Here is a 19,140-nt window from a genome sequence, read left to right as displayed (position 1 = left end):
CAGGCAATAAAAAATGTTTGATTTTTTTAAGCTTAATTGAACTCCTCGACAGTTTATTTCTTACTTAAAAGCAACTTAAGTGTTTTTAAAATCTTTTGTGACTTTTGTGGTTAAATGCAAAGTCTTCAACCATAAAAACATTTCATTTATACAATAATTTATCATAACTTGCAGGAATTATGATGTCGAAACGTTGCAAATATGCGCTTAAAGCAATGGTCAGATTAGCAAGGAATTATAACCAGGGCTTTCTGCCAACCTCCGTTATTGCACAAGACGAAAACATCCCCAAGAAATTTCTGGAACAAATTCTTCTCGAACTTAAAAGAGCCAAACTGGTGAACAGTAAACAAGGCAAAGTAGGAGGATATTACTTGCTGAAATCACCCAACGAGGTCTCATTAGCAGATATTTACCGTATTTTCGATGGGCCTATTGCTCTTACGCCATGTGTATCTCTAAATTTTTATGAAGCATGCGATGATTGCGTAGATGAAGCGGTCTGTTACTTAAGAAAAGAATTAATGATCGTTCGTGAAAAGACCAGAACAAGCATGATGGAGGCCACTCTGACTAAGTTTATCAATAACAATTAATTTTTTTATTTAAATTCTACTATTTTGATAGGAGTTATAGAATTTTGTATATATTTGCAAGACTTAAATCTCAATTCAAAATGAACAACAGTCTGGAAAATGAATACGAAAATCTTGTAAAAGAGGCTAGTGAAGCTTCTTTTCAAACAAATGGGCTGCAAATACTGACCGAAAGATTCCCGGGAGAAGTTATCTTTTCAACCAGTTTCAGTTACGAAGATCAGGTTATCACTCATCTGATAAAAGATTTAACTATTGAAATATTCACGCTTGATACCGGAAGACTTTTTGAACAAACCTATGAAACCTGGACCTCCACAAAGGCTTTTTACAAAAAGAATATCAAAGCCTACTATCCGGATACCGAAGAACTCAGAGAGTTTGTAACCGAAAATGGACCGGATTCATTCTATCAGTCCGTAGAAAAAAGAAAAGCGTGCTGTACCATCCGAAAGGTTCATCCTCTGAGAAAAGCACTGGAAGGCTATAAAGTATGGGTTACAGGTCTGAGGTCAGAACATTCTCCCAACAGGCAAAATATGCCCCAGCTGGAATGGGATCCGGATAATAAAATCATAAAATTTCATCCTATCCTTCACTGGACTACAGAACAGGTGACAGCATATGTAAAAGATCATCATCTGCCCTACAATCATCTTCATAAAAAAGGATTTGTAAGCATAGGATGCGAGCCCTGTACCAGAGCCATCAAAGAAGGAGAAGATTTCAGAGCAGGCCGTTGGTGGTGGGAAGATGCCAACAAAAAAGAATGCGGTCTGCATATTCATCAATAAAAAAAGAAAAAAATGTCAATACATCAGTTCAATTATTTAGATCAGTTAGAAGCTGAATCTATTTATATATTAAGAGAAGTAGCGGGTCAGTTTGAACGTCCTGCCTTATTATTCAGCGGAGGAAAAGACAGTATTGTGCTGGCTCATCTGGCAAGAAAAGCATTCTTCCATGGCAAAATACCGTTTACCTTTGTTCATGTAGATACCGGACACAACTTTCCGGAAGTTCTGGATTTTCGTGATCAGCTGGTAAAGCAGTTAGAGGTCAATCTGGCTGTAAGGAAAGTGGAAGACACGATAAAAAGTAAAAAATTAACGGAGGCCAAAGGTAAGTTTCCAAGCAGAAACTGGCTGCAAACTTATACACTTCTTGATACAATTGAAGAATTTGAATTTGATGCCTGTATCGGAGGAGCCAGAAGAGATGAGGAAAAAGCCCGCGCCAAGGAAAGAATATTTTCCGTCCGTGATGAATTCGGGCAGTGGGATCCTAAACTTCAGCGTCCTGAGCTATGGAATATCTTCAATGGAAAAATTCACAAAGGAGAAAATGTAAGAGTTTTCCCTATCAGCAACTGGACAGAGCTTGACATCTGGAACTATATCCGAAGAGAAAAAATTGCACTTCCTTCCATTTATTTCTCGCATGAAAGGGAAGTGGTAGATTTTAACGGTCAGTGGCTTGCCAATTCCTCACACGTCTTTTTAGAGCCGGAGGATATTATCACTACCAAAAAAATACGCTACCGTACCGTTGGAGACATGACCTGTACCGCTGCAGTAGAATCCAATGCGGTAACAATAGATGCCGTAATCGAAGAAATTGTAGCGACCAGAATTTCAGAACGTGGCGAAACAAGAATTGACGACAGAGTGACAGAAGCCGCCATGGAAGACAGAAAAAAAGGAGGCTATTTTTAATCAATGATAAAAGATAATTGATCAACGATCACACTGAATATTTTTATCAATTATTATTTATCACTTATCATTTATAACAAAAATCGGATGGATATATTAAGATTTATAACAGCAGGAAGTGTAGATGACGGTAAAAGTACCCTTATCGGCAGACTGCTTTACGATAGCAAAAGTATTTTACAGGATCAATTGGAAGTCCTTGAAAAACATTCTAAAAATAAAAATGAAGACGGGGTAGACCTTGCTCTTCTAACAGACGGATTGCGTGCAGAAAGAGAACAGGGAATCACTATTGATGTTGCTTACCGTTATTTTTCAACGGCAAAAAGAAAATTTATCATTGCTGATGCTCCCGGGCATGTGCAATATACCCGTAATATGATCACCGGAGCATCCAATTCTGACCTGATGGTCATTCTGATCGATGCCCGAAAAGGTGTGATAGAACAGACCAGAAGACATTCCATCATCGCCTCTTTATTACAGTTGAAGAAAGTTGCGGTAGCCATCAACAAAATGGATATGGTGGATTATGCAGAAGATGTTTTTGAAAATATAAAATCAGAATATACAAAAATTGCAGAAAATCTGGGATTAAATGACGTAAGCTATTTTCCGATCTCTGCATTAAAGGGCGACAATATTGTTTCAAAATCATCAAAGACAGATTGGTATGAAGGAAGCTCTCTTCTTGAGTATCTTGAAGAAGTAACTTTAAATGAAGAAAAAAACAATGGAAGCCGTTTTCAGGTTCAGTATGTGATTCGTCCTCAAACGGAGGAACTGCATGATTACCGAGGCTATGCCGGGCAGATACTTAGTGGAAAATTCACCAAAGGAGACAAAATTCATATTCTTCCTGCAGATCTTACGACTGAAATTACGAAGATAGAGATCAATGGCGTTGAAAAAGAAGAGGCATTTGAAGGTCAGCCTGCAGTGATTCACCTTGCTCATGATGTAGATGTCAGCAGAGGAGATATTTTTGCAACGGAAGAACATGTTACTACCGTTGAAAAAGACCTTGAAATTCTGTTATGCTGGCTTGATCAGAAGCCTTTGCAGCCAGGGAATAAATATCTGTTGCAACAGAATAGCAGACTTGTCAAAGCCGTTGTGAAAGAAGTAGATTACAAGATCAATGTTAATACTCTTATCAGAGAACAGGCAGATGGGGAAATTAAACTCAATGAAATTGTGAAAGTTACCCTACGAACGGCACAGCCTTTGGTCTATGACAGCTTTACCAATAATAAAACAACGGGCTCTGCCATTTTGGTAGATGAAACGTCCAATTCAACGGTAGCAGCCTGTATAATTCAATAGAAAAAATGGCAATTTCCGATCAATTAATTGAAAGAATTCATCAGACAAAGCAAAACAGCATTCATGGATTCTTTGATAAAATAAAGACCAAAAAATGGGTTAAGGATTTGTATGAAACACTTTTCCTGCCTCAGACTGACAATACTGAAGAACAGCTGAAAAGAAATTTCGATGCTCTGCAGGAAACACTATCTGACTTAATTAATACCGTTGCAGGAGATAAAAATATTACAGAAAAACAAGTCAATCAATTTTTTGAAGCCTTGCCGACATTGTATGATCAGTTGGTTCTGGATGCAAAATCTATTCTGGAATTTGATCCGGCAGCAGATTCTCTGGAAGAGGTATATCTGGCATATCCGGGCTTTTTTGCCACCTATGTCTACCGTATTTCGCACCAGCTTTGGAGTCAGGAAGTGAAGATTCTACCGCGGGTCATCTCAGAATATGCCCACAGTAAAACCGGAATTGATATTCATCCCGGAGCTACCATCGGCAAATCTTTTTTTATTGATCACGGAACAGGAATAGTGATTGGAGAAACAACCATTATTGGAAACAATGTCAAAATCTATCAGGGAGTAACCCTCGGAGCCTTGAATGTTTCCAAAGAAAAAGCCCATCAGAAAAGGCATCCCAATATTGAAGATGATGTGATTATCTATTCGGGAGCCACCATTCTGGGAGGCGAAACAACCATAGGCAGAGAAAGTATCATAGGAGGAAATGTCTGGGTAACCCAAGATGTTCCTGCCAACTCTCTGGTCTACCACAAAAGTGAAATAAAAATAAAGGATAATACTTCATTACCGGAATCATTAACCTTTGTGATTTAAAAAAACAAAAAAGTACATTGATATGAAATTTCAGAACGCATTAGAAACGATTGGAAACACACCCGTCGTAAAAATTAATAAACTCTTCAATTCAGATCATGAAATCTGGATCAAACTTGAAAAAAGCAACCCTGGCGGAAGCATTAAAGACAGAATTGGTCTGGCCATGATAGAAGATGCAGAAGCGAAAGGATTATTAAATAAAGACAGTGTCATTATAGAACCCACGAGTGGAAATACAGGGATAGGACTCGCTTTGGTAGCTGCTGTAAAAGGATACAAACTGATCCTTGTCATGCCGGAAAGTATGAGCATTGAACGCCGTAAAATTATGGAAGCGTATGGAGCAGAATTCGTACTTACCCCAAGAGAAAAAGGGATGAAAGGAGCCATTGAAAAAGCCAATGAGCTTGCTGAAGAAACCCCCAATTCATGGATTCCAAGACAGTTTGACAATCCTGCCAATGTAAAAGTACACGTAGAAACCACCGCACAGGAAATTTTAAAAGATTTCCCGGATGGCCTGGATTACATCATTACAGGAGTAGGAACCGGAGGACACATCACCGGAATTGCAAAAGCAGTAAAGGAAAAGTATCCTAATGTAAAAGTAATTGCTGTAGAACCGGAATTATCTCCCGTACTCAGCGGAGGAAGCCCCGCACCGCACCCATTACAAGGACTGGGAGCAGGGTTTGTTCCTTCCATTCTGGATGTTACTCTTTTAGACGGAGTCATTACAGTCGGCAAAGAAGAAGCTTATGAATACGCCCTCAATGCCGCTAAACAAGAAGGTCTTTTTGTGGGAGTTTCCACAGGAGCCGCTCTAGCAGCCATTGCAAAACATTTACCGGAAATACAACCTAACGCTAAAATTCTCACCATCAATTACGATACCGGAGAAAGGTATCTGTCCGTAGAAGGACTCTTCTAAATCCTTAAATAACACCTACTTCAATGAAAACAAACATAAAATCACCAAAGGTCTTCCTTATCGGTGCAGGGCCCGGCAACCCTGAACTGATCACTGTAAAAGCAGTAAAAGCAATCGCAGAAGCAGACGTCATCTTATGTGACCGACTTGTAAGTCCGGAGATTCTGGAAACCTACGTCAATGACAATACCGAAATCATCTACGTAGGGAAAGAATGCAGTAAAAATGCTTCCACACCGCAGTCTCATATCAATACTTTGATGGTGGAATATGCCCTTCAGAACAAAACTATTGTCAGGCTTAAAGGAGGAGACGTTTCTATATTCTCCAATATTCTGGATGAATTGCAGGCTTTAAAACAGAATCATATCCCTTACGAAATTATTCCGGGAATTACAGCCGCATTAGGAGCAGCTGCATTTGCAGGGATGCCTTTAACAGCAAGAGGATATTCTACATCAGTGCGTTTTCTGACGTATTATAAATCAGAAATTGTGAGTGAAGAATACTGGAAAGAGCTTGCTTTAACCAATGATACCCTTGTTTTCTATATGTCTAAAGGAAATCTTACCCCTCTTGTGGAAAAACTAAAACAGCTGGAGATTTCAGGTGATAAAAAAATTGCAGTCATTGAACAGGCGACAACGCCTTTCCAAAAGGTGTACACCTCATCATTTGATGATTTTAATGAAAAATTCGGAGACAAAAACTTTGCTTCACCTTCATTGGTTGTTGTTGGTAAAATTGTCAACCTTCACGAAGAATTTTCATGGCTGGAAAATGCCGAACAGGAAGGTCTTTACTTTAAATCAGTGGAAAACGGAAGTCTAATCCCATCAACTCAAAATTTCTTTGAATATGCTGTCTGAAACTAAATTAAATGTATTAAAACAAATATCCGGAGATCTTTCCAGAGATGAAGCCATTTGGGCAAGCGGATACCTTGCCGGTATTGCCGGAGGATCATCACTGACCGCCGTACTGCCGCCTCAGGAAACCAATAGCACTTCACAGAATGTTGTAAAGAAAATAACCCTGGCTTACGGAACAGAAACCGGAAACAGTAAAAAATTGGCTACAGCTTTGGCAGGTATTGTCAAGAAAAAAGGACTTCAGGTAAAACTGACTGACCTTTCTCAGTACAAACCTAAAGACCTTGCAAAAGAAGAGTTTTTCTTCGTAGTGATCAGCACTCAGGGAGAAGGTGAACCACCAGCGCTGGCCAAAAAGTTCTATGATTATATCTATGAAAATGAAATTAATCTTAGCGGACTTAAATTCGGAGTACTGGCGTTGGGAGACAGCAGTTACCCTCTGTTCTGCAAAACAGGAGAAGATGTAGATTCACGCTTTGAAATATTGGGAGCTCAGCGTGTTATCCCACTAAAGAAATGTGATATTGATTATGAACAGGAAGCTTCACACTGGATAGAACATGTATTCGAGACAGTCAGTAAAAATGCTGGTCAGAGTACAAAAAGTATTTCAGCTCCAAAGGTTTCTGCCGGAAGAAAGAAATACCAGGGAAAAGTTTCGGCCATCATTAATCTGAACGATATTACTTCTGAAAAAGAAACGTATCACATCGAAATTGAAACAGAAGAATCGCTGGCCTATCAGCCGGGTGCAGCGTTAGGATTAATTCCTTTCAATTCAAAATCTATAGTAGATGAAATCATTTCCCTTACAGGAATTGATCCTCAAAAAAAGATAGAAACAGCAAAAATTACAGATACCGCTGAAGAACTGTTACACAAACATCTTAACATCAGCTATCTGCTTAAATCTGTTGTTGCTCAATATGCCAAAATAACAGGACATTCCATTCCCGAGGTCAGGCTAAGTCTTCTTGACCTGCTTAGGATTTATCCGGTAAAAAATGCTGATGAATTTGAAGAGATTATTCAGATATTAACAGCTCAGGCTCCTCGTCTGTATTCAATTTCTTCCTCTGTAGAAGCGCATGGGGACACGGAAATTCATATTACGGTCGCCAAATCAGAATTCTTTATAGACCATCAGAAACATAATGGATTATGCAGTGGTTTTCTGAGTGAATTCAAAGAAGGAGAAGATATTGAGTTTTATATTCAGGATGCAGGACACTTCAAATTGCCTCAAGCTGATAAAGATATCATTATGATTGGTCCCGGTACAGGAATAGCCCCTTTCAGATCATTCCTCTGGGAGCGTGATGCAACAGGTGCGGAAGGAAGAAACTGGTTGTTTTTCGGGGACAGAAGCTTCGTATCAGACTTCCTTTATCAGGCAGAACTTCAGGATTTTATTAAAACAGGCAGCCTTACTCATTTAGACCTTGCTTTTTCAAGAGATACCGCTGAAAAAATATATGTTCAGCACAGGCTGGAACAAAAAGCACAGGAAGTTTTTTACTGGCTGGAAGGCGGAGCATCTGTATACGTATGCGGAGCCAAAGAACCAATGGCTCGTGACGTAGAACAGACACTTCTCACCATCATTCAGAATGAAGGAAAAAGAAGCAAAGAAGATGCAGCCCTTTATCTGGAAGAAATGGAGCTTAGCGGCAGATATGCCAAAGATGTTTATTAATTGGAATAAAGAATTACTCGTAAAAAATTAAAGGAAACAATTATGAACAATGATAAAGAAAACCTTTCACCGGTAGAAAGGATTAAAACCAGCAGTAACGGGCTTAGGGGATCTTTAAAAGAAAGCCTTGCTGATTCTATTACCGGAGCCATAAGGGAAGATGATCAGACGCTGATCAAATTTCATGGAATGTACCAACAGGACGACAGAGACCGAAGGGAAGAGCGTGTTTCTAAAAAACTGGAATGGCTATATTCCTACATGATCAGATTAAGACTTCCCGGCGGCTTTTTAACTCCGGAACAATGGATAGGATTGAATGAAACAGCAGAAGATCATTCCACCGGAACCATTAAAGTAACCACAAGACAAACGATTCAGCTGCATGGCATTTTAAAATCTCATTTAAGACCTACCATCCAAAGCTTCAATCTTCAGCATCTGGATTCTATCGCCGCTTGTGGGGATGTCAACAGAAATGTAACCTGTACAGCCAATCCCTCAGAATCACCTTTGCACAAGGAAGCTTATGAACTCGCTGGAAAAATCAGTGAGATGTGTCTTCCAAAAACCAAATCTTATTATGATATCTGGATTGATGATGAACTTCTGGTTGATCGTAAAGCAGAAGAAGATCCTCTGTATCAGGACAGGTATCTTCCGAGAAAGCTGAAAATAGGAATAGCTGTTCCTCCTAATAACGATGTGGATGTATTCATCAATGATATTGCCTTAATTGCTATTATCGAAAATGATAAAATCGTTGGTTACAACATTGCTGCCGGAGGAGGACTTGGTGCCACTCATGGAAACGAAGCAACCTATGCACGTCTTGCCTCCATTCTTGGATTTGTAGATACCGAAGAAAAAGTATTGAAGGCTGTCTACGAAATCATCACGGTTCAAAGAGACTTCGGGAACAGAAGCGACCGGAAATTATCAAGATTAAAATATACAATTGATAAATTGGGTATCGACCAGTACAGAGCCGAAGTAGAAAAAAGAACAGGATTCAGCTTTGAAACTGCCAGAGAATTTAAATTTGAACAGAGAAAAGACCGCTATGGATGGATTCAAAATCATGAAGGAAAATGGTTTTATACTGTATTTGTAGAGCATGGAAGAATCCTTAATACGGCAGAATATCCTTTAAAATCAGGATTATTAAAAGTAGCGCAGACTGGCAATGCCAATTTCCGTTTTACCTGTAACCAGAACCTTATTCTGGCTGATATTGATGAAAAAGATAAAGCTGGTATTGAACAGATTTTAAAAGAACATGGAATTTCAGAATATACAAACGGAGCCAGTGCTCTGCGCAAAAACTCTGTTGCCTGTGTTGCTTTGAATACCTGTTCACTGGCTTTGGCGGAAGCACAACGTTATTTACCTTCTTTGGTTACAAAAATAGAACCTATCCTTGAAAAATATGGCCTGCGGGACGAAGATATTACCATTCGTATGACCGGATGTCCTAATGGATGTGGAAGATCTCCAAATGCTGAAATCGGATTTGTGGGTACAGCTTATGGAAAATATAACCTTCACATCGGAGGAGACCGTCTGGGAATGCGATTGAATACAAAATTTAAAGAAAATATTGGCGAAGAAGAAATTCTTACAATCCTTGATGAGCTTTTCGGAATTTACGTACAGAAAAGACTTGCAGAAGAAACATTTGGTGATTTTTCATACCGTTACTTACATACCTTAAATTAATTATATGGCTGATTTTCATTATGATATGAAAAAAAACAAAAAAACTAAACCTCTTCATTTAAGCGGACGAATGTGTATGTGTTGTTGATTCTCCAATAACAATACAATCAAAGCTGTTTGAAGTTTTCAATCCAACCACAAAAGTCACAAAAGTTTTTAAACACTTAAGCTTTTTAAGAGCCCAACTTTGTGCATAATAAGAATACCTAAGTTTTGTGAAAATCTTTGATTTTCATCTTTCATCTAATGTGAGCTTTCTACGGCATCATTTTAAACTTACTTAGGTGAACTAAAGTGTTTTAAAATGAGAACTTTTGTGTCTTTTGCGGTTAAAAATAATCAATGAAAAAGTTCAGACAGCTTCATTCTCAAACCTAAAAAATGAAGCAAAAATGAAAAACAAAAAACAGGGAAATTTTCTGCCTAAAGCAGGTATTATCGCATTTACATTTCTATTTTTTAACCTGGCAGAAGCCCAGCAGCAGCTCATAGAACTTAGTGGAAGCATCAAAAATACAGGGACAAGCAAAGGCCTCGATTCGGTAAAAGTGCACATCGAAAATACACAGGATAATGCTATCACAGACCAACTGGGAAATTTTAAGATCAGAACAAGAGTTACCATTCCATTTCGGGTGGTTATTCAGAAAGACGGCTTCACCAGCCAGACTGTTGAAATTCTTTCTCCTTCCAACAAAATAACGATAGGTCTTAACCCTCAGAATACGATTATTGATGATGTCGTAATTTCAGCCTCCAGAGTTCCCGAAAAAATATTAAGATCACCGATTGCTATAGAAAAAATTGATATTAAAACCATCAGGGAAAGTCCGGCAGCTTCGTTCTATGAAACATTGGAAAATGTAAAAGGGCTGCAGCTTTTAACCTCAAGTCTTACTTTAAAAATCCCTAATTCAAGAGGTTTTAACTCACCCAATAATTTCCGTTTTATGCAGTTGGTAGATGGAGTAGATGTACAGTCAGCAACATTGGGAGTACCATTGGGAAATGCAATAGGGCCTACAGAGCTGGATATTCAGTCTATGGAAGTAACGCCAGGAGCAGCTTCGGCTTTGTACGGAATGAATGCCATCAACGGGCTGGCCAGTTTACAGACCAAAGATCCGTTTACGTCTGAAGGAATAAGCCTTTATTTCCGTGGCGGAGTCAATCATGTAGACCATGTTAATCATAAAATAAGTTCTTTGGGCGAAAGCGCCATTCGCTTTGCAAAGGTGATCAATAAAAATTTCGCCGTTAAAGTCAATGCCTCTTATTTCAGTGGAACCGACTGGATTTCAAATAATCTGACAGATCAGAATCCCGGATCTATGGTAACAGCCAATCCTAATTTTGCTTTGGCCAATAATCCGGCTGAAGATCTTTGGAATAAATACGGAGATGAAAGAAACAACCGTGTTGCTGTAAAAGTAGATTATAACGGAAAGCCTACCACATTTAATGTTTCGAGGACAGGATATCTTGAAAAAGATCTTGTAAGCCCGGATGTAAAAAATATTAAATTCGATGCAGGACTATACTACCGCTTCGGGGATCAGTGGAGAACTTCTTATGTATACCGTTATGGCTTGCTGGACGGAACTTTCCAGAGAGGAAATAAAATCCGGTTACAAAATGCCACGGTTCAAAACCATAAAGTAGAACTGACAGGAAAAGAACTGACTTTCAGAGCTTATGTATCCATAGAAAACACCGGAGATTCTTATAATCTGAAACCTTTGGCAGACAATCTGGATTTAACGAATCTTTCCAACACCAACTGGAAGAATATATTTCAAACGGCTCTTCAGAATAACCTGAATGCGGGAGCCAATCTTAATGATGCATTCATCTTAGCCCGTCAGGAAGCAGATAAAAACAGAGCTGTCCCCGGAACTGCTGCTTTTGAACAGTTAAAAAATACCATTATCGGAATCAATAATTGGGATTCAGCCAATGCAGGAATAGCTGGCGCGCCGGCAACCGGTGGAGCCAAACTGGAACAGAAATCCCGTTTCTATCAAGGAGAACTTACCTACGATTTTAGCAGATTTGTAAAGATATTCAATCTTCTTGCAGGAGTAGATTACCGTTTGTACAGCATTACTCCGGATGGAAATAATTTTGTGGATTTTGCCCGTCCAGTAAGCGAAAGAAATATTCCTTTGGCTAATGGTACGTTCGGGAAAGATGTTATTTATCAGAAATATGGAGCTTTTGCTCAGATTACCAAGCTTTTCTTTAATGATAAATTAAAAATTAATGCTGCTTTACGTATTGACAGGAATCCCGAATTTGAAGCCAAACTTAACCCTAGAATAAGTGTTGTTTATTCTCCTGTTAAAGAACATAATTTCAGAGCTTCATTCCAAAACGGATACCGTTTCCCTTCGTTATTTGAAGCACTTTCGTTCGTAAATAACGGAAATGTAAGAAGAGTGGGAGGTCTTTCAAAAGTGAATGACGGACTGGGATATCTGGAAAATTCCTATACCCTGGCTTCTATTGACAAATTTACCTCAGCGGTGAATGCAGCTATAGATGCAGGAAAAACCCAGGCTCAGGCCGCTCAGGATAATAAACAGCTTTTAACAGTAGCCAATCTGCAAAAATTACAGCCGGAAAAAATCAATTCATTTGAAGTAGGGTACAAGTCTACTTTCTTCAATAACAAGCTGGTGCTGGATTGGGATTTCTATTACAATATTTACGAAGGATTCCTTGGTCAGGTAGAAGTAGCTGTCCCAAAAAACAGTCAGATAGGAAGCAATACCGCTGTACTCGCTATGCTGGACCGAAGCAAACAGGACAGATACAGAGTCTATACCAACAGCAACAATACCTATAAAAGCTATGGAACCTCTTTAGGCATCCGTTATAATATCACAGGAAATTATAATGTCAACACCAATGTTTCTTATAATGATCTTGCGTCCAACAATACCTCAGATCTGTTTATTACGGCTTTCAACACCCCGAAATGGATGGTGAATGTAAGTATCGGAAACAGAGAAATTGTCAAAAACATAGGATTTACCCTTGTCGCAAGATGGCAGAGTGGTTTTATGTGGGAAAGTCCTTTAGCATCAGGAGCAATTCCGGCTTATTATACCATTGATGCACAGGCTACATGGAAGCTTCCTGAAATCCGTGCGAATGTAAAAATTGGGGCTACCAATTTACTGAACAGACGTTATTTTCAGTATGCAGCAGGTCCTGAAATCGGGGGACTGTACTATCTCGCTTTTACTTATGATTTAAAACTGTAATCAGCATGAGCAATTCTTTATATCCCATATTTTTAAAACTTGAAAACCTTTCACTGCTGATCATCGGTGGCGGGAAGGTTGCTCTTGAAAAACTGGAATCCGTACTGGGGAATTCACCTGAAACATCCATCAAACTGGTAGCAAAAGAGATTATCCCTGAAGTCAGAACCTTACAAAATCAGTTCTCCAATATCACTCTTCACGAAAGGTCATACCATGATCATGATTTTAATGATATGGATCTTGCCATCATTGCAGTGAATAATATTGTACTGGCAGGGGAAATCAGAGAAAAAGCCCAGAAAAAAAATGTACTGGTCAATATTGCGGACAAACCGGATTTGTGTGATTTTTATTTAGGTTCTATTGTCAAAAAAGGAAGCCTTAAAATTGCCATTTCCACCAATGGAAAATCTCCGACCATCGCTAAAAGATTAAGAGAAACTTTTACTGAAATCATCCCTGACGAAATGGATCATGTATTGGATAATATGCAGAATATCCGAAATCAACTGACGGGAGATTTCAATTACAAAGTGAAAGAACTCAATAAGATCACTACAGAATATCTATCTGACGGAAAAGTTGCTGCAAAACCGGATATGGAAATTGAGAAACTGATCAATATTACCAAAACAGCTCAGAGAAAAGCCAATATTTATCTTGCCATTATAGGTGTTTTATTACTTTTTGGATTATTTGGTCTTGTGGTGTATCAGTTCAATCTTTCCGGGGATATCCAATACTTTCTGAATAAAGACGGTCATATTTTTTACTGGATGCTGTTTGCTGGTTTTATGGCAGAAATTGTGGCCGGATCCATGGGAATGGGGTATGGAGTAATATGTACCACCATACTTCTGCTGTTGAATGTTCCGCCGCCCGTTGTAAGTGCAAGCATTCATTCTGCAGAATCATTTACCACGGCAGCAGGAAGTTTCAGTCATTATAAACTGGGAAATGTCAATAAGAAAATGGTGTGGGTATTATTCCCGCTGGCTATTGTAGGTTCTGTTATCGGAGCATTAACGCTTTCTCATTATGGCGAGCATTATGCTCATATTGTAAAACCTATTATCGCCTGCTATACCTTGTATCTTGGAGTAAACATCTTAAGAAATGCATTCAAAGATAAAAAATCAGGACAAGGTAAAACCAAACGCAGAACCAATCTCAGAGTATTAGGACTGATAGGTGGCTTTATTGATTCCTTTGCAGGAGGCGGATGGGGACCATTGGTAACCGGAACCCTTATAAAAGAAGGACGAATTCCGCGATATGTAGTGGGAAGCTCAACTGTTGCCAAGTTTTTACTTACCATAACCAGTGCCGTTACCTTCATCTTTACCATTGGTATTCATCACTGGAATATTGTTTTGGGACTTTTGCTGGGTGGTGTTTTTACCGCTCCTTTTTCTGCCATGCTTACCTCAAAACTGCCAACAAAGAAAATGTTTGTCGTGGTAGGAATGGTAGTTATTGCCATGAGCCTTATTACGATAACCAAATCAGTTTTATCATAAAAACAGGTATGAAATTGAGAGGGAAATAATTTATTTAACGCAAAGGATTTAAATTATTCATTACAAATTTAAGAAGGCAAAGAAAGAAATCAATGCTTTAATTCTTTTCAAGCGAGCGCATAGTCTCGTAGCTTCATCAGCGACTTTGCCGAACCTTTGCTCGCTCTAATAAAAAGGTCTGGGTCTTTAAACTTTGTGTTTTTTATCAGGACTTGTTATAAATATTTTTTAACGCAAAGATTTTAATGTTTTACTTTATCTTGAGGAATCAAAGAGGAAAAATCAATGATACAGTCTGTTGACATGATATCATTACTCATTTTTAGTAAAAATCTGAAACCATTAAATCTTTGCGTTTTTTTATTTTTTTGAATGCTTTTATTTGGGAAACGCAAAGGCGCAAAATGATATTAAAAAAGCTTCTGTAAGGCGCAAGGATTTTATCTTCGATAAAATTAAACACTGTATATTTTAAAACTTTCACAGATGATTTAAGTCAACAGATGTTGATGCAAAAATATGCTAATCACTTTACTCTATTATAAAAACACAATCATCACTTGCTGAAAATCTTCGATTTTCTTGCGTCTTAAAATCATACATAAAATTTAGAAAAACCTTGCGATTTTGTGATTTCCAACAAAAAACAGCTCCAAAGAGAGCTGTTTATAATTATTAGCTGTTTCCAGATTTTGTTTTTCGGAAACGATCAATTCCAAATCCTGTACACCCCTGAAATAAAAACAGAAGCAAGAACAGGAGATATAACATTTGAGGCAGATATAGAAAATAGCCCAACCATGTAAAAGGATCCATTTTATAAACTCCGGTTTCGGGTTTGATAGGAATAAGTTCCTTAGGAATTGAGCCCAGATCATGGGTAAATAAAGCAACAAGTATAATAACGATTAAAAATACGGAGCTTATTCTCGTCCAAAAACCCAGCATTAAAAATAAACCAAAGATACATTCACAAAAGGCGGTGAAATTGGCCGTAAACTGAGGGAAAGGAAATCCTATAGTACTGATGGTATTGAACATATATCCCTGGAAAACAGGATGGAAAAGTTTGTTAAAGCCTGCTACAAAAAAGAATAATCCAATTAATATTCTGCATATTATATAAATGGTATTCGTATTTTTTTCAAGGTTTGATACTATTGTTTTCATTATTTTTTTAATTCATTGTTTGATTACATCACCGTGACAAAGCCATGAACAGCAGCTGGTCATGTAATTCTGGTTAAGATAATAGGATAGGGTATGGAAAAAAATATTCCATAGCTGAAAAATGTTATTTTACCAATAACTGAAAATTACATTTTTATTTTGGGCGGAATCCAAATAGAATTAAAAAAGGAAGAATAGGGCGGATCATCGTATAAAAAGAAGCCTTTGTTTACTTCCGGATCCATAAATTTTTCAAATCCAAAGGAAGGAAAAGAGGTGGTAAAAAAGAGAGAAGAATTAGAGCAATAGTTATTATTGCATTGTATAGGAGTCTTGTTATTTTCTTCAAGAAAAGTCTTATTACATTTTTTCTGAGGGCTTTCTTCGGAATTGGAATTACTAGTGATTTCTATGGGAGAAAAGGTCGTGTTTTCTGTTTTGGGGATCAGAAAATGGACTAGTATTAAAAATATACTAACGATCTGTATACCATGTAATATTCCATTTTTTCCTGTCATAAATCCCATTCAATTCAGACAAATATAATAAAATATTCATAGATGTCTTTTAAATGACGGGTATTTTTCAAGTTCCCGAATAACTGTTCCAGCCATTTCTTTGGAGCTGAAGGGATTTTGTCCTGTGATCAGATTATCATCAACCACCACGTTGGAAGTCATAGGAATAAAGGCTTTTCTGTAATGTACACCCCGTTCTTTAAGCGCCGCTTCAAGATTAAAAGGAACTTCATTTTTTCTTCTGGCCAATGATTCTTCAAACCAGTCGAATCCGGTTACAGATTTTCCTTTGATCATATATTCTCCATCTGATAATCTTACGTTCAGCAATCCTCCGACTCCATGACAAATCGCGGCAACCATTTTATGGCTTTCATACTGTTTCCTAAGAATAGCCTGTAATGTGGGATTATCCGGAAAATCATACATCGTAGCATGTCCGCCCGTCAGATAAACACAATCGAAAGCGTTGTTTTCTATTTCACTCAGACTTTTTGTATGAGCCAGTATATCCATAAATGCGGGGTTTTCATAATAACTTTTTGAAATACCATCAAGCACAAGCGGCTTCAGACTTTCCGGATCAATAGGAGTGTGTCCGCCTTTTGGAGAAGCAATGGTAATCTGCCATCCTTTTTCTTTTGCAGCATGATAAATATGGGTCAGTTCACTCAGCCACAAGCCTGTTTTAAGCTGACTGTTCGCGTATTGGTCTACATTGGTCACGATTAATAAAATATTTTTCATCATAGCAGTATTAATTAAAAGATTTTCTGAATTCTAAAGGAGAAACAGCAGTTTGATTTTTAAACAAACGATGAAAAGACTGTGGATGCTCAAATCCCAGATTGTAAGCAATCTCAGATACAGACATTGTAGTGGTAGACAACAGCTCTTTTGCCTTTTCAATCACTCTGTTCTGAATATGCTGCTGTGTGGTCTGTCCTGTATGCACCCTCAGCATATCACTTAGATAATTGGGACTTATATTCATCTGTCCTGCCACAAACTGTACGGTGGGAATCCCATTGATCAGCAGTTTTTCATTTTTGAAATAATCATCCAGTAAATTTTCAAGCTGAGTCAAAAGATCATGATTTACTTTTTTTCGGGTTAAAAACTGACGGTTGTAGAATCTGTCACAGTATTTCAACAGCAAATCAATATTGGAAACCAATAAATCCTGGGTAAAACCATCCATATTGGCTTCTATCTCTCTGCTGATATTATCCATAATGTCCGTTACAGATTTTTCTTCTTTTTCGGAAAGGTACAGCGCTTCATTGGCCGTATAAGAGAAGTAGCCATAATCTTTTATGACAGAGGCTAACGGATATCCCTGCAGAAAATCAGGATGTATGACCAATACATTTCCTCGAACTTCAGAAAGCAGAATATCTTCAAACTGCAATACCTGATGGGGAGCAATAAAATACATGATTCCATCCTCAAAATCATAATAATGCTGTCCATATTTACATCTTCCTGCACAATCCTTTTTAATGGAAACTACATAAAAATCTGTAGTCACGGCACTTAGTATCGTTTCCGGATCTATATTCACTTCATTAAAATCAAATACGCTGATCAGAGGGTTGGAAGGCCTTTTCAGTTTCAGATAGTTGTGTAATGCTGTGATAGAAGTTACTTTTTCAGGAGCTTTCATTTTTTCGTTTATTTTTTACCACCCCGTCAAAAATTTTTTGAATTTTCGCCACCCCTCCGAAGAAGGGGAATATGCAGCCCTTCGGTTGTGGTATTGGTGTTTCTAAGTTACTTATTTTAACCGTATTATTTTGCTGATAGCTGTTCTTTTTTGATCTGTTCAATTCCCTGTCTGTAGGGAGTTACCTTAAATTTCGGGAACCTTTTTCTGAATTTTGAATTGTCAAAGAGATTATCATATTGATATCTTGGAAGCAGTTCCTTCAATTCTTTTGCATTTTTATTGAAGAAAGATCCTATGGTAAAAGCCAGATTGGGGATTACGGCATACCTGAATTCTTTCCCATAGATCTGAGAAGTCAATGCAATGAATTCTTCGTAGGTTAACTTATTATCGTCTACCGGCAAATGCCAGGTTTGTCCATAAGCATCGGGAGTATTTCCGATTAAAGCGGTAGCACGGCTTGCATCAGGTGTCCAGATCAGACTTCGTAATTTATCATCTCTTAAAGGAACTTTCAGCTTTTTATCTTCTTTGATGGCATTGAAAATAAGACTATTGGTAATACTTTGAGTTTTCCCGGGACCATAAAATTCAGGAGCTCTGCAGATGACGGCTTCTATGGTTCCGGCTTTCATCTCTTTCAAAAGCATTTCCGCCATTTCTCTTCTTACATTTCCTTTCCTGCCTACAGGAGCAAATTGAGTCTGCTCCGTTAAAACCTCATTATTTTGAGGGTACATATAGGTATTATCAAAAAATACCAGCTTCGTTTCATTGATTTTACAGGCTTCAATAACATTTTTTAATATTACTGAGAATTGTTTTTCCCAAAGAACGGTATCCATGGGAAGTCCAAGGGTAAAATAAGCAATTTCACTTCCTTTCACGGCTTCTATTGCTTTTTCTCTGTCTGATAAATCTGCTGAGAAAACACGATCTGTAGCATTTACTTTTTTAGCATTTCTGCTGACAATACGGATATCTGAAGTATAATTTCTTGCCAGTTCTCTTGCCAGTTCTTCGCCAATCTGTCCATTGGCACCTAATATCGTTTGCATCATTTTTTATTTTGAGGGTTAGATATTGCATTGAAAATAAACAGAATATTTTCAGCTGCTTTTATTTCTGATACAAAATTCGGGCATAATGATAAAAATAGAGTAGCTGAATTCATGAAAGTTGTAACATAATCTCTGAAGTCGCAAAAAAAACCGGAAAAGTAAAGATCGCAACGATGAATAATTTATTCTTTGTTTCCTTTTCTTTTCCAGCCTTCACTGCTTCGTTAACTTGG

15 protein-coding genes are annotated in these 19,140 nt (G+C 38.0%); 11 read left to right on the top strand and 4 right to left on the bottom strand.

The genetic code is table 11. The features are described 5' to 3' along the window. The first annotated feature begins 179 nt into the window (after positions 1-179). The 11 genes from JOE44_RS03740 (at position 180) to JOE44_RS03690 (ending at position 14,489) form a co-directional block, all read left to right on the top strand. A complete protein-coding gene (locus tag JOE44_RS03740; protein ID WP_209784388.1) occupies positions 180-596 on the top strand; it encodes an Rrf2 family transcriptional regulator in 417 nt (138 codons plus the stop codon). 80 nt (positions 597-676) lie between these two features. After that, a complete protein-coding gene (locus JOE44_RS03735; protein WP_209784387.1) occupies positions 677-1,390 on the top strand; it encodes a phosphoadenylyl-sulfate reductase in 714 nt (237 codons plus the stop codon). Between the two features lie 12 nt (positions 1,391-1,402). Beyond that, the gene (cysD, locus tag JOE44_RS03730) at positions 1,403-2,311 is read left to right on the top strand and encodes a sulfate adenylyltransferase subunit CysD (RefSeq protein WP_209784386.1); all 909 of its coding nucleotides are present in this window, start codon (positions 1,403-1,405) and stop codon (positions 2,309-2,311) included. An 87-nt stretch (positions 2,312-2,398) separates the two neighbouring features. Next, a complete protein-coding gene (locus tag JOE44_RS03725) occupies positions 2,399-3,637 on the top strand; it encodes a GTP-binding protein (protein ID WP_209784385.1) in 1,239 nt (412 codons plus the stop codon). Between the two features lie 5 nt (positions 3,638-3,642). Next, entirely contained in the window at positions 3,643-4,473 is an 831-nt protein-coding gene (gene epsC / locus JOE44_RS03720) for a serine O-acetyltransferase EpsC (RefSeq protein ID WP_209784384.1), read from the top strand. Positions 4,474-4,495: 22 nt separating this feature from the next. After that, positions 4,496-5,407, top strand: coding sequence for a cysteine synthase A (gene cysK / locus JOE44_RS03715; protein ID WP_209784383.1), 912 nt, complete (start codon positions 4,496-4,498; stop codon positions 5,405-5,407). A 23-nt stretch (positions 5,408-5,430) separates the two neighbouring features. Next, entirely contained in the window at positions 5,431-6,276 is an 846-nt protein-coding gene (gene cobA / locus JOE44_RS03710; protein ID WP_209784382.1) for a uroporphyrinogen-III C-methyltransferase, read from the top strand. After that, positions 6,266-7,978, top strand: coding sequence for a flavodoxin domain-containing protein (locus tag JOE44_RS03705; protein WP_209784381.1), 1,713 nt, complete (start codon positions 6,266-6,268; stop codon positions 7,976-7,978). The genes cobA and JOE44_RS03705 overlap by 11 nt, the downstream gene beginning before the upstream one ends. A 42-nt stretch (positions 7,979-8,020) precedes the next feature. After that, positions 8,021-9,697: an NADPH-dependent assimilatory sulfite reductase hemoprotein subunit gene (locus tag JOE44_RS03700; RefSeq protein WP_209784380.1), complete on the top strand. Its 1,677-nt coding sequence runs from the start codon at positions 8,021-8,023 to the stop codon at positions 9,695-9,697. Between the two features lie 392 nt (positions 9,698-10,089). Then, positions 10,090-12,966, top strand: a complete 2,877-nt coding sequence (locus JOE44_RS03695; RefSeq protein ID WP_209784379.1) for a TonB-dependent receptor — start codon at positions 10,090-10,092, stop codon at positions 12,964-12,966. 5 nt (positions 12,967-12,971) lie between these two features. Continuing rightward, complete coding sequence (locus JOE44_RS03690; RefSeq protein WP_209784378.1) at positions 12,972-14,489, top strand: TSUP family transporter; 1,518 nt, start codon at positions 12,972-12,974, stop codon at positions 14,487-14,489. 675 nt (positions 14,490-15,164) lie between these two features. On the opposite strand, the gene JOE44_RS03685 is transcribed toward JOE44_RS03690, so the two are convergent. From JOE44_RS03685 to JOE44_RS03670, 4 genes are all read right to left on the bottom strand, one after another. Next, positions 15,165-15,659 carry a DoxX family protein gene (locus tag JOE44_RS03685; RefSeq protein WP_209784377.1) on the bottom strand — a complete coding sequence of 165 codons (495 nt, stop codon included), beginning with the start codon at positions 15,657-15,659 and terminating at the stop codon, positions 15,165-15,167. 554 nt (positions 15,660-16,213) lie between these two features. Continuing rightward, positions 16,214-16,927, bottom strand: coding sequence for a type 1 glutamine amidotransferase domain-containing protein (locus JOE44_RS03680; RefSeq protein WP_245169696.1), 714 nt, complete (start codon positions 16,925-16,927; stop codon positions 16,214-16,216). A 7-nt stretch (positions 16,928-16,934) separates the two neighbouring features. Next, positions 16,935-17,843 carry a response regulator transcription factor gene (locus JOE44_RS03675; protein ID WP_209784376.1) on the bottom strand — a complete coding sequence of 303 codons (909 nt, stop codon included), beginning with the start codon at positions 17,841-17,843 and terminating at the stop codon, positions 16,935-16,937. Between the two features lie 125 nt (positions 17,844-17,968). Next, a complete protein-coding gene (locus JOE44_RS03670; protein ID WP_209789079.1) occupies positions 17,969-18,904 on the bottom strand; it encodes an NAD-dependent epimerase/dehydratase family protein in 936 nt (311 codons plus the stop codon). Positions 18,905-19,140 lie beyond the last annotated feature (236 nt).

The organism is Chryseobacterium sp. PvR013 (assembly GCF_017833095.1).
Taxonomy (GTDB): Bacteria; Bacteroidota; Bacteroidia; order Flavobacteriales; family Weeksellaceae; genus Chryseobacterium; species Chryseobacterium culicis_A.
This window is presented reverse-complemented; position numbering and strand designations above follow the sequence as displayed.

Excerpts from the sequence above, each read along its gene's own strand:
- JOE44_RS03740 (WP_209784388.1), top strand. The coding sequence starts at position 180 with ATGATGTCGAAACGTTGCAAATATGCGCTTAAAGCAATGGTCAGATTA.
- JOE44_RS03735 (WP_209784387.1), top strand. The coding sequence starts at position 677 with ATGAACAACAGTCTGGAAAATGAATACGAAAATCTTGTAAAAGAGGCT.
- cysD (WP_209784386.1), top strand. The coding sequence starts at position 1,403 with ATGTCAATACATCAGTTCAATTATTTAGATCAGTTAGAAGCTGAATCT.
- JOE44_RS03725 (WP_209784385.1), top strand. The coding sequence starts at position 2,399 with ATGGATATATTAAGATTTATAACAGCAGGAAGTGTAGATGACGGTAAA.
- epsC (WP_209784384.1), top strand. The coding sequence starts at position 3,643 with ATGGCAATTTCCGATCAATTAATTGAAAGAATTCATCAGACAAAGCAA.
- cysK (WP_209784383.1), top strand. The coding sequence starts at position 4,496 with ATGAAATTTCAGAACGCATTAGAAACGATTGGAAACACACCCGTCGTA.
- cobA (WP_209784382.1), top strand. The coding sequence starts at position 5,431 with ATGAAAACAAACATAAAATCACCAAAGGTCTTCCTTATCGGTGCAGGG.
- JOE44_RS03705 (WP_209784381.1), top strand. The coding sequence starts at position 6,266 with ATGCTGTCTGAAACTAAATTAAATGTATTAAAACAAATATCCGGAGAT.
- JOE44_RS03700 (WP_209784380.1), top strand. The coding sequence starts at position 8,021 with ATGAACAATGATAAAGAAAACCTTTCACCGGTAGAAAGGATTAAAACC.
- JOE44_RS03695 (WP_209784379.1), top strand. The coding sequence starts at position 10,090 with ATGAAAAACAAAAAACAGGGAAATTTTCTGCCTAAAGCAGGTATTATC.
- JOE44_RS03690 (WP_209784378.1), top strand. The coding sequence starts at position 12,972 with ATGAGCAATTCTTTATATCCCATATTTTTAAAACTTGAAAACCTTTCA.
- JOE44_RS03685 (WP_209784377.1), bottom strand. The coding sequence starts at position 15,659 with ATGAAAACAATAGTATCAAACCTTGAAAAAAATACGAATACCATTTAT.
- JOE44_RS03680 (WP_245169696.1), bottom strand. The coding sequence starts at position 16,927 with ATGATGAAAAATATTTTATTAATCGTGACCAATGTAGACCAATACGCG.
- JOE44_RS03675 (WP_209784376.1), bottom strand. The coding sequence starts at position 17,843 with ATGAAAGCTCCTGAAAAAGTAACTTCTATCACAGCATTACACAACTAT.
- JOE44_RS03670 (WP_209789079.1), bottom strand. The coding sequence starts at position 18,904 with ATGCAAACGATATTAGGTGCCAATGGACAGATTGGCGAAGAACTGGCA.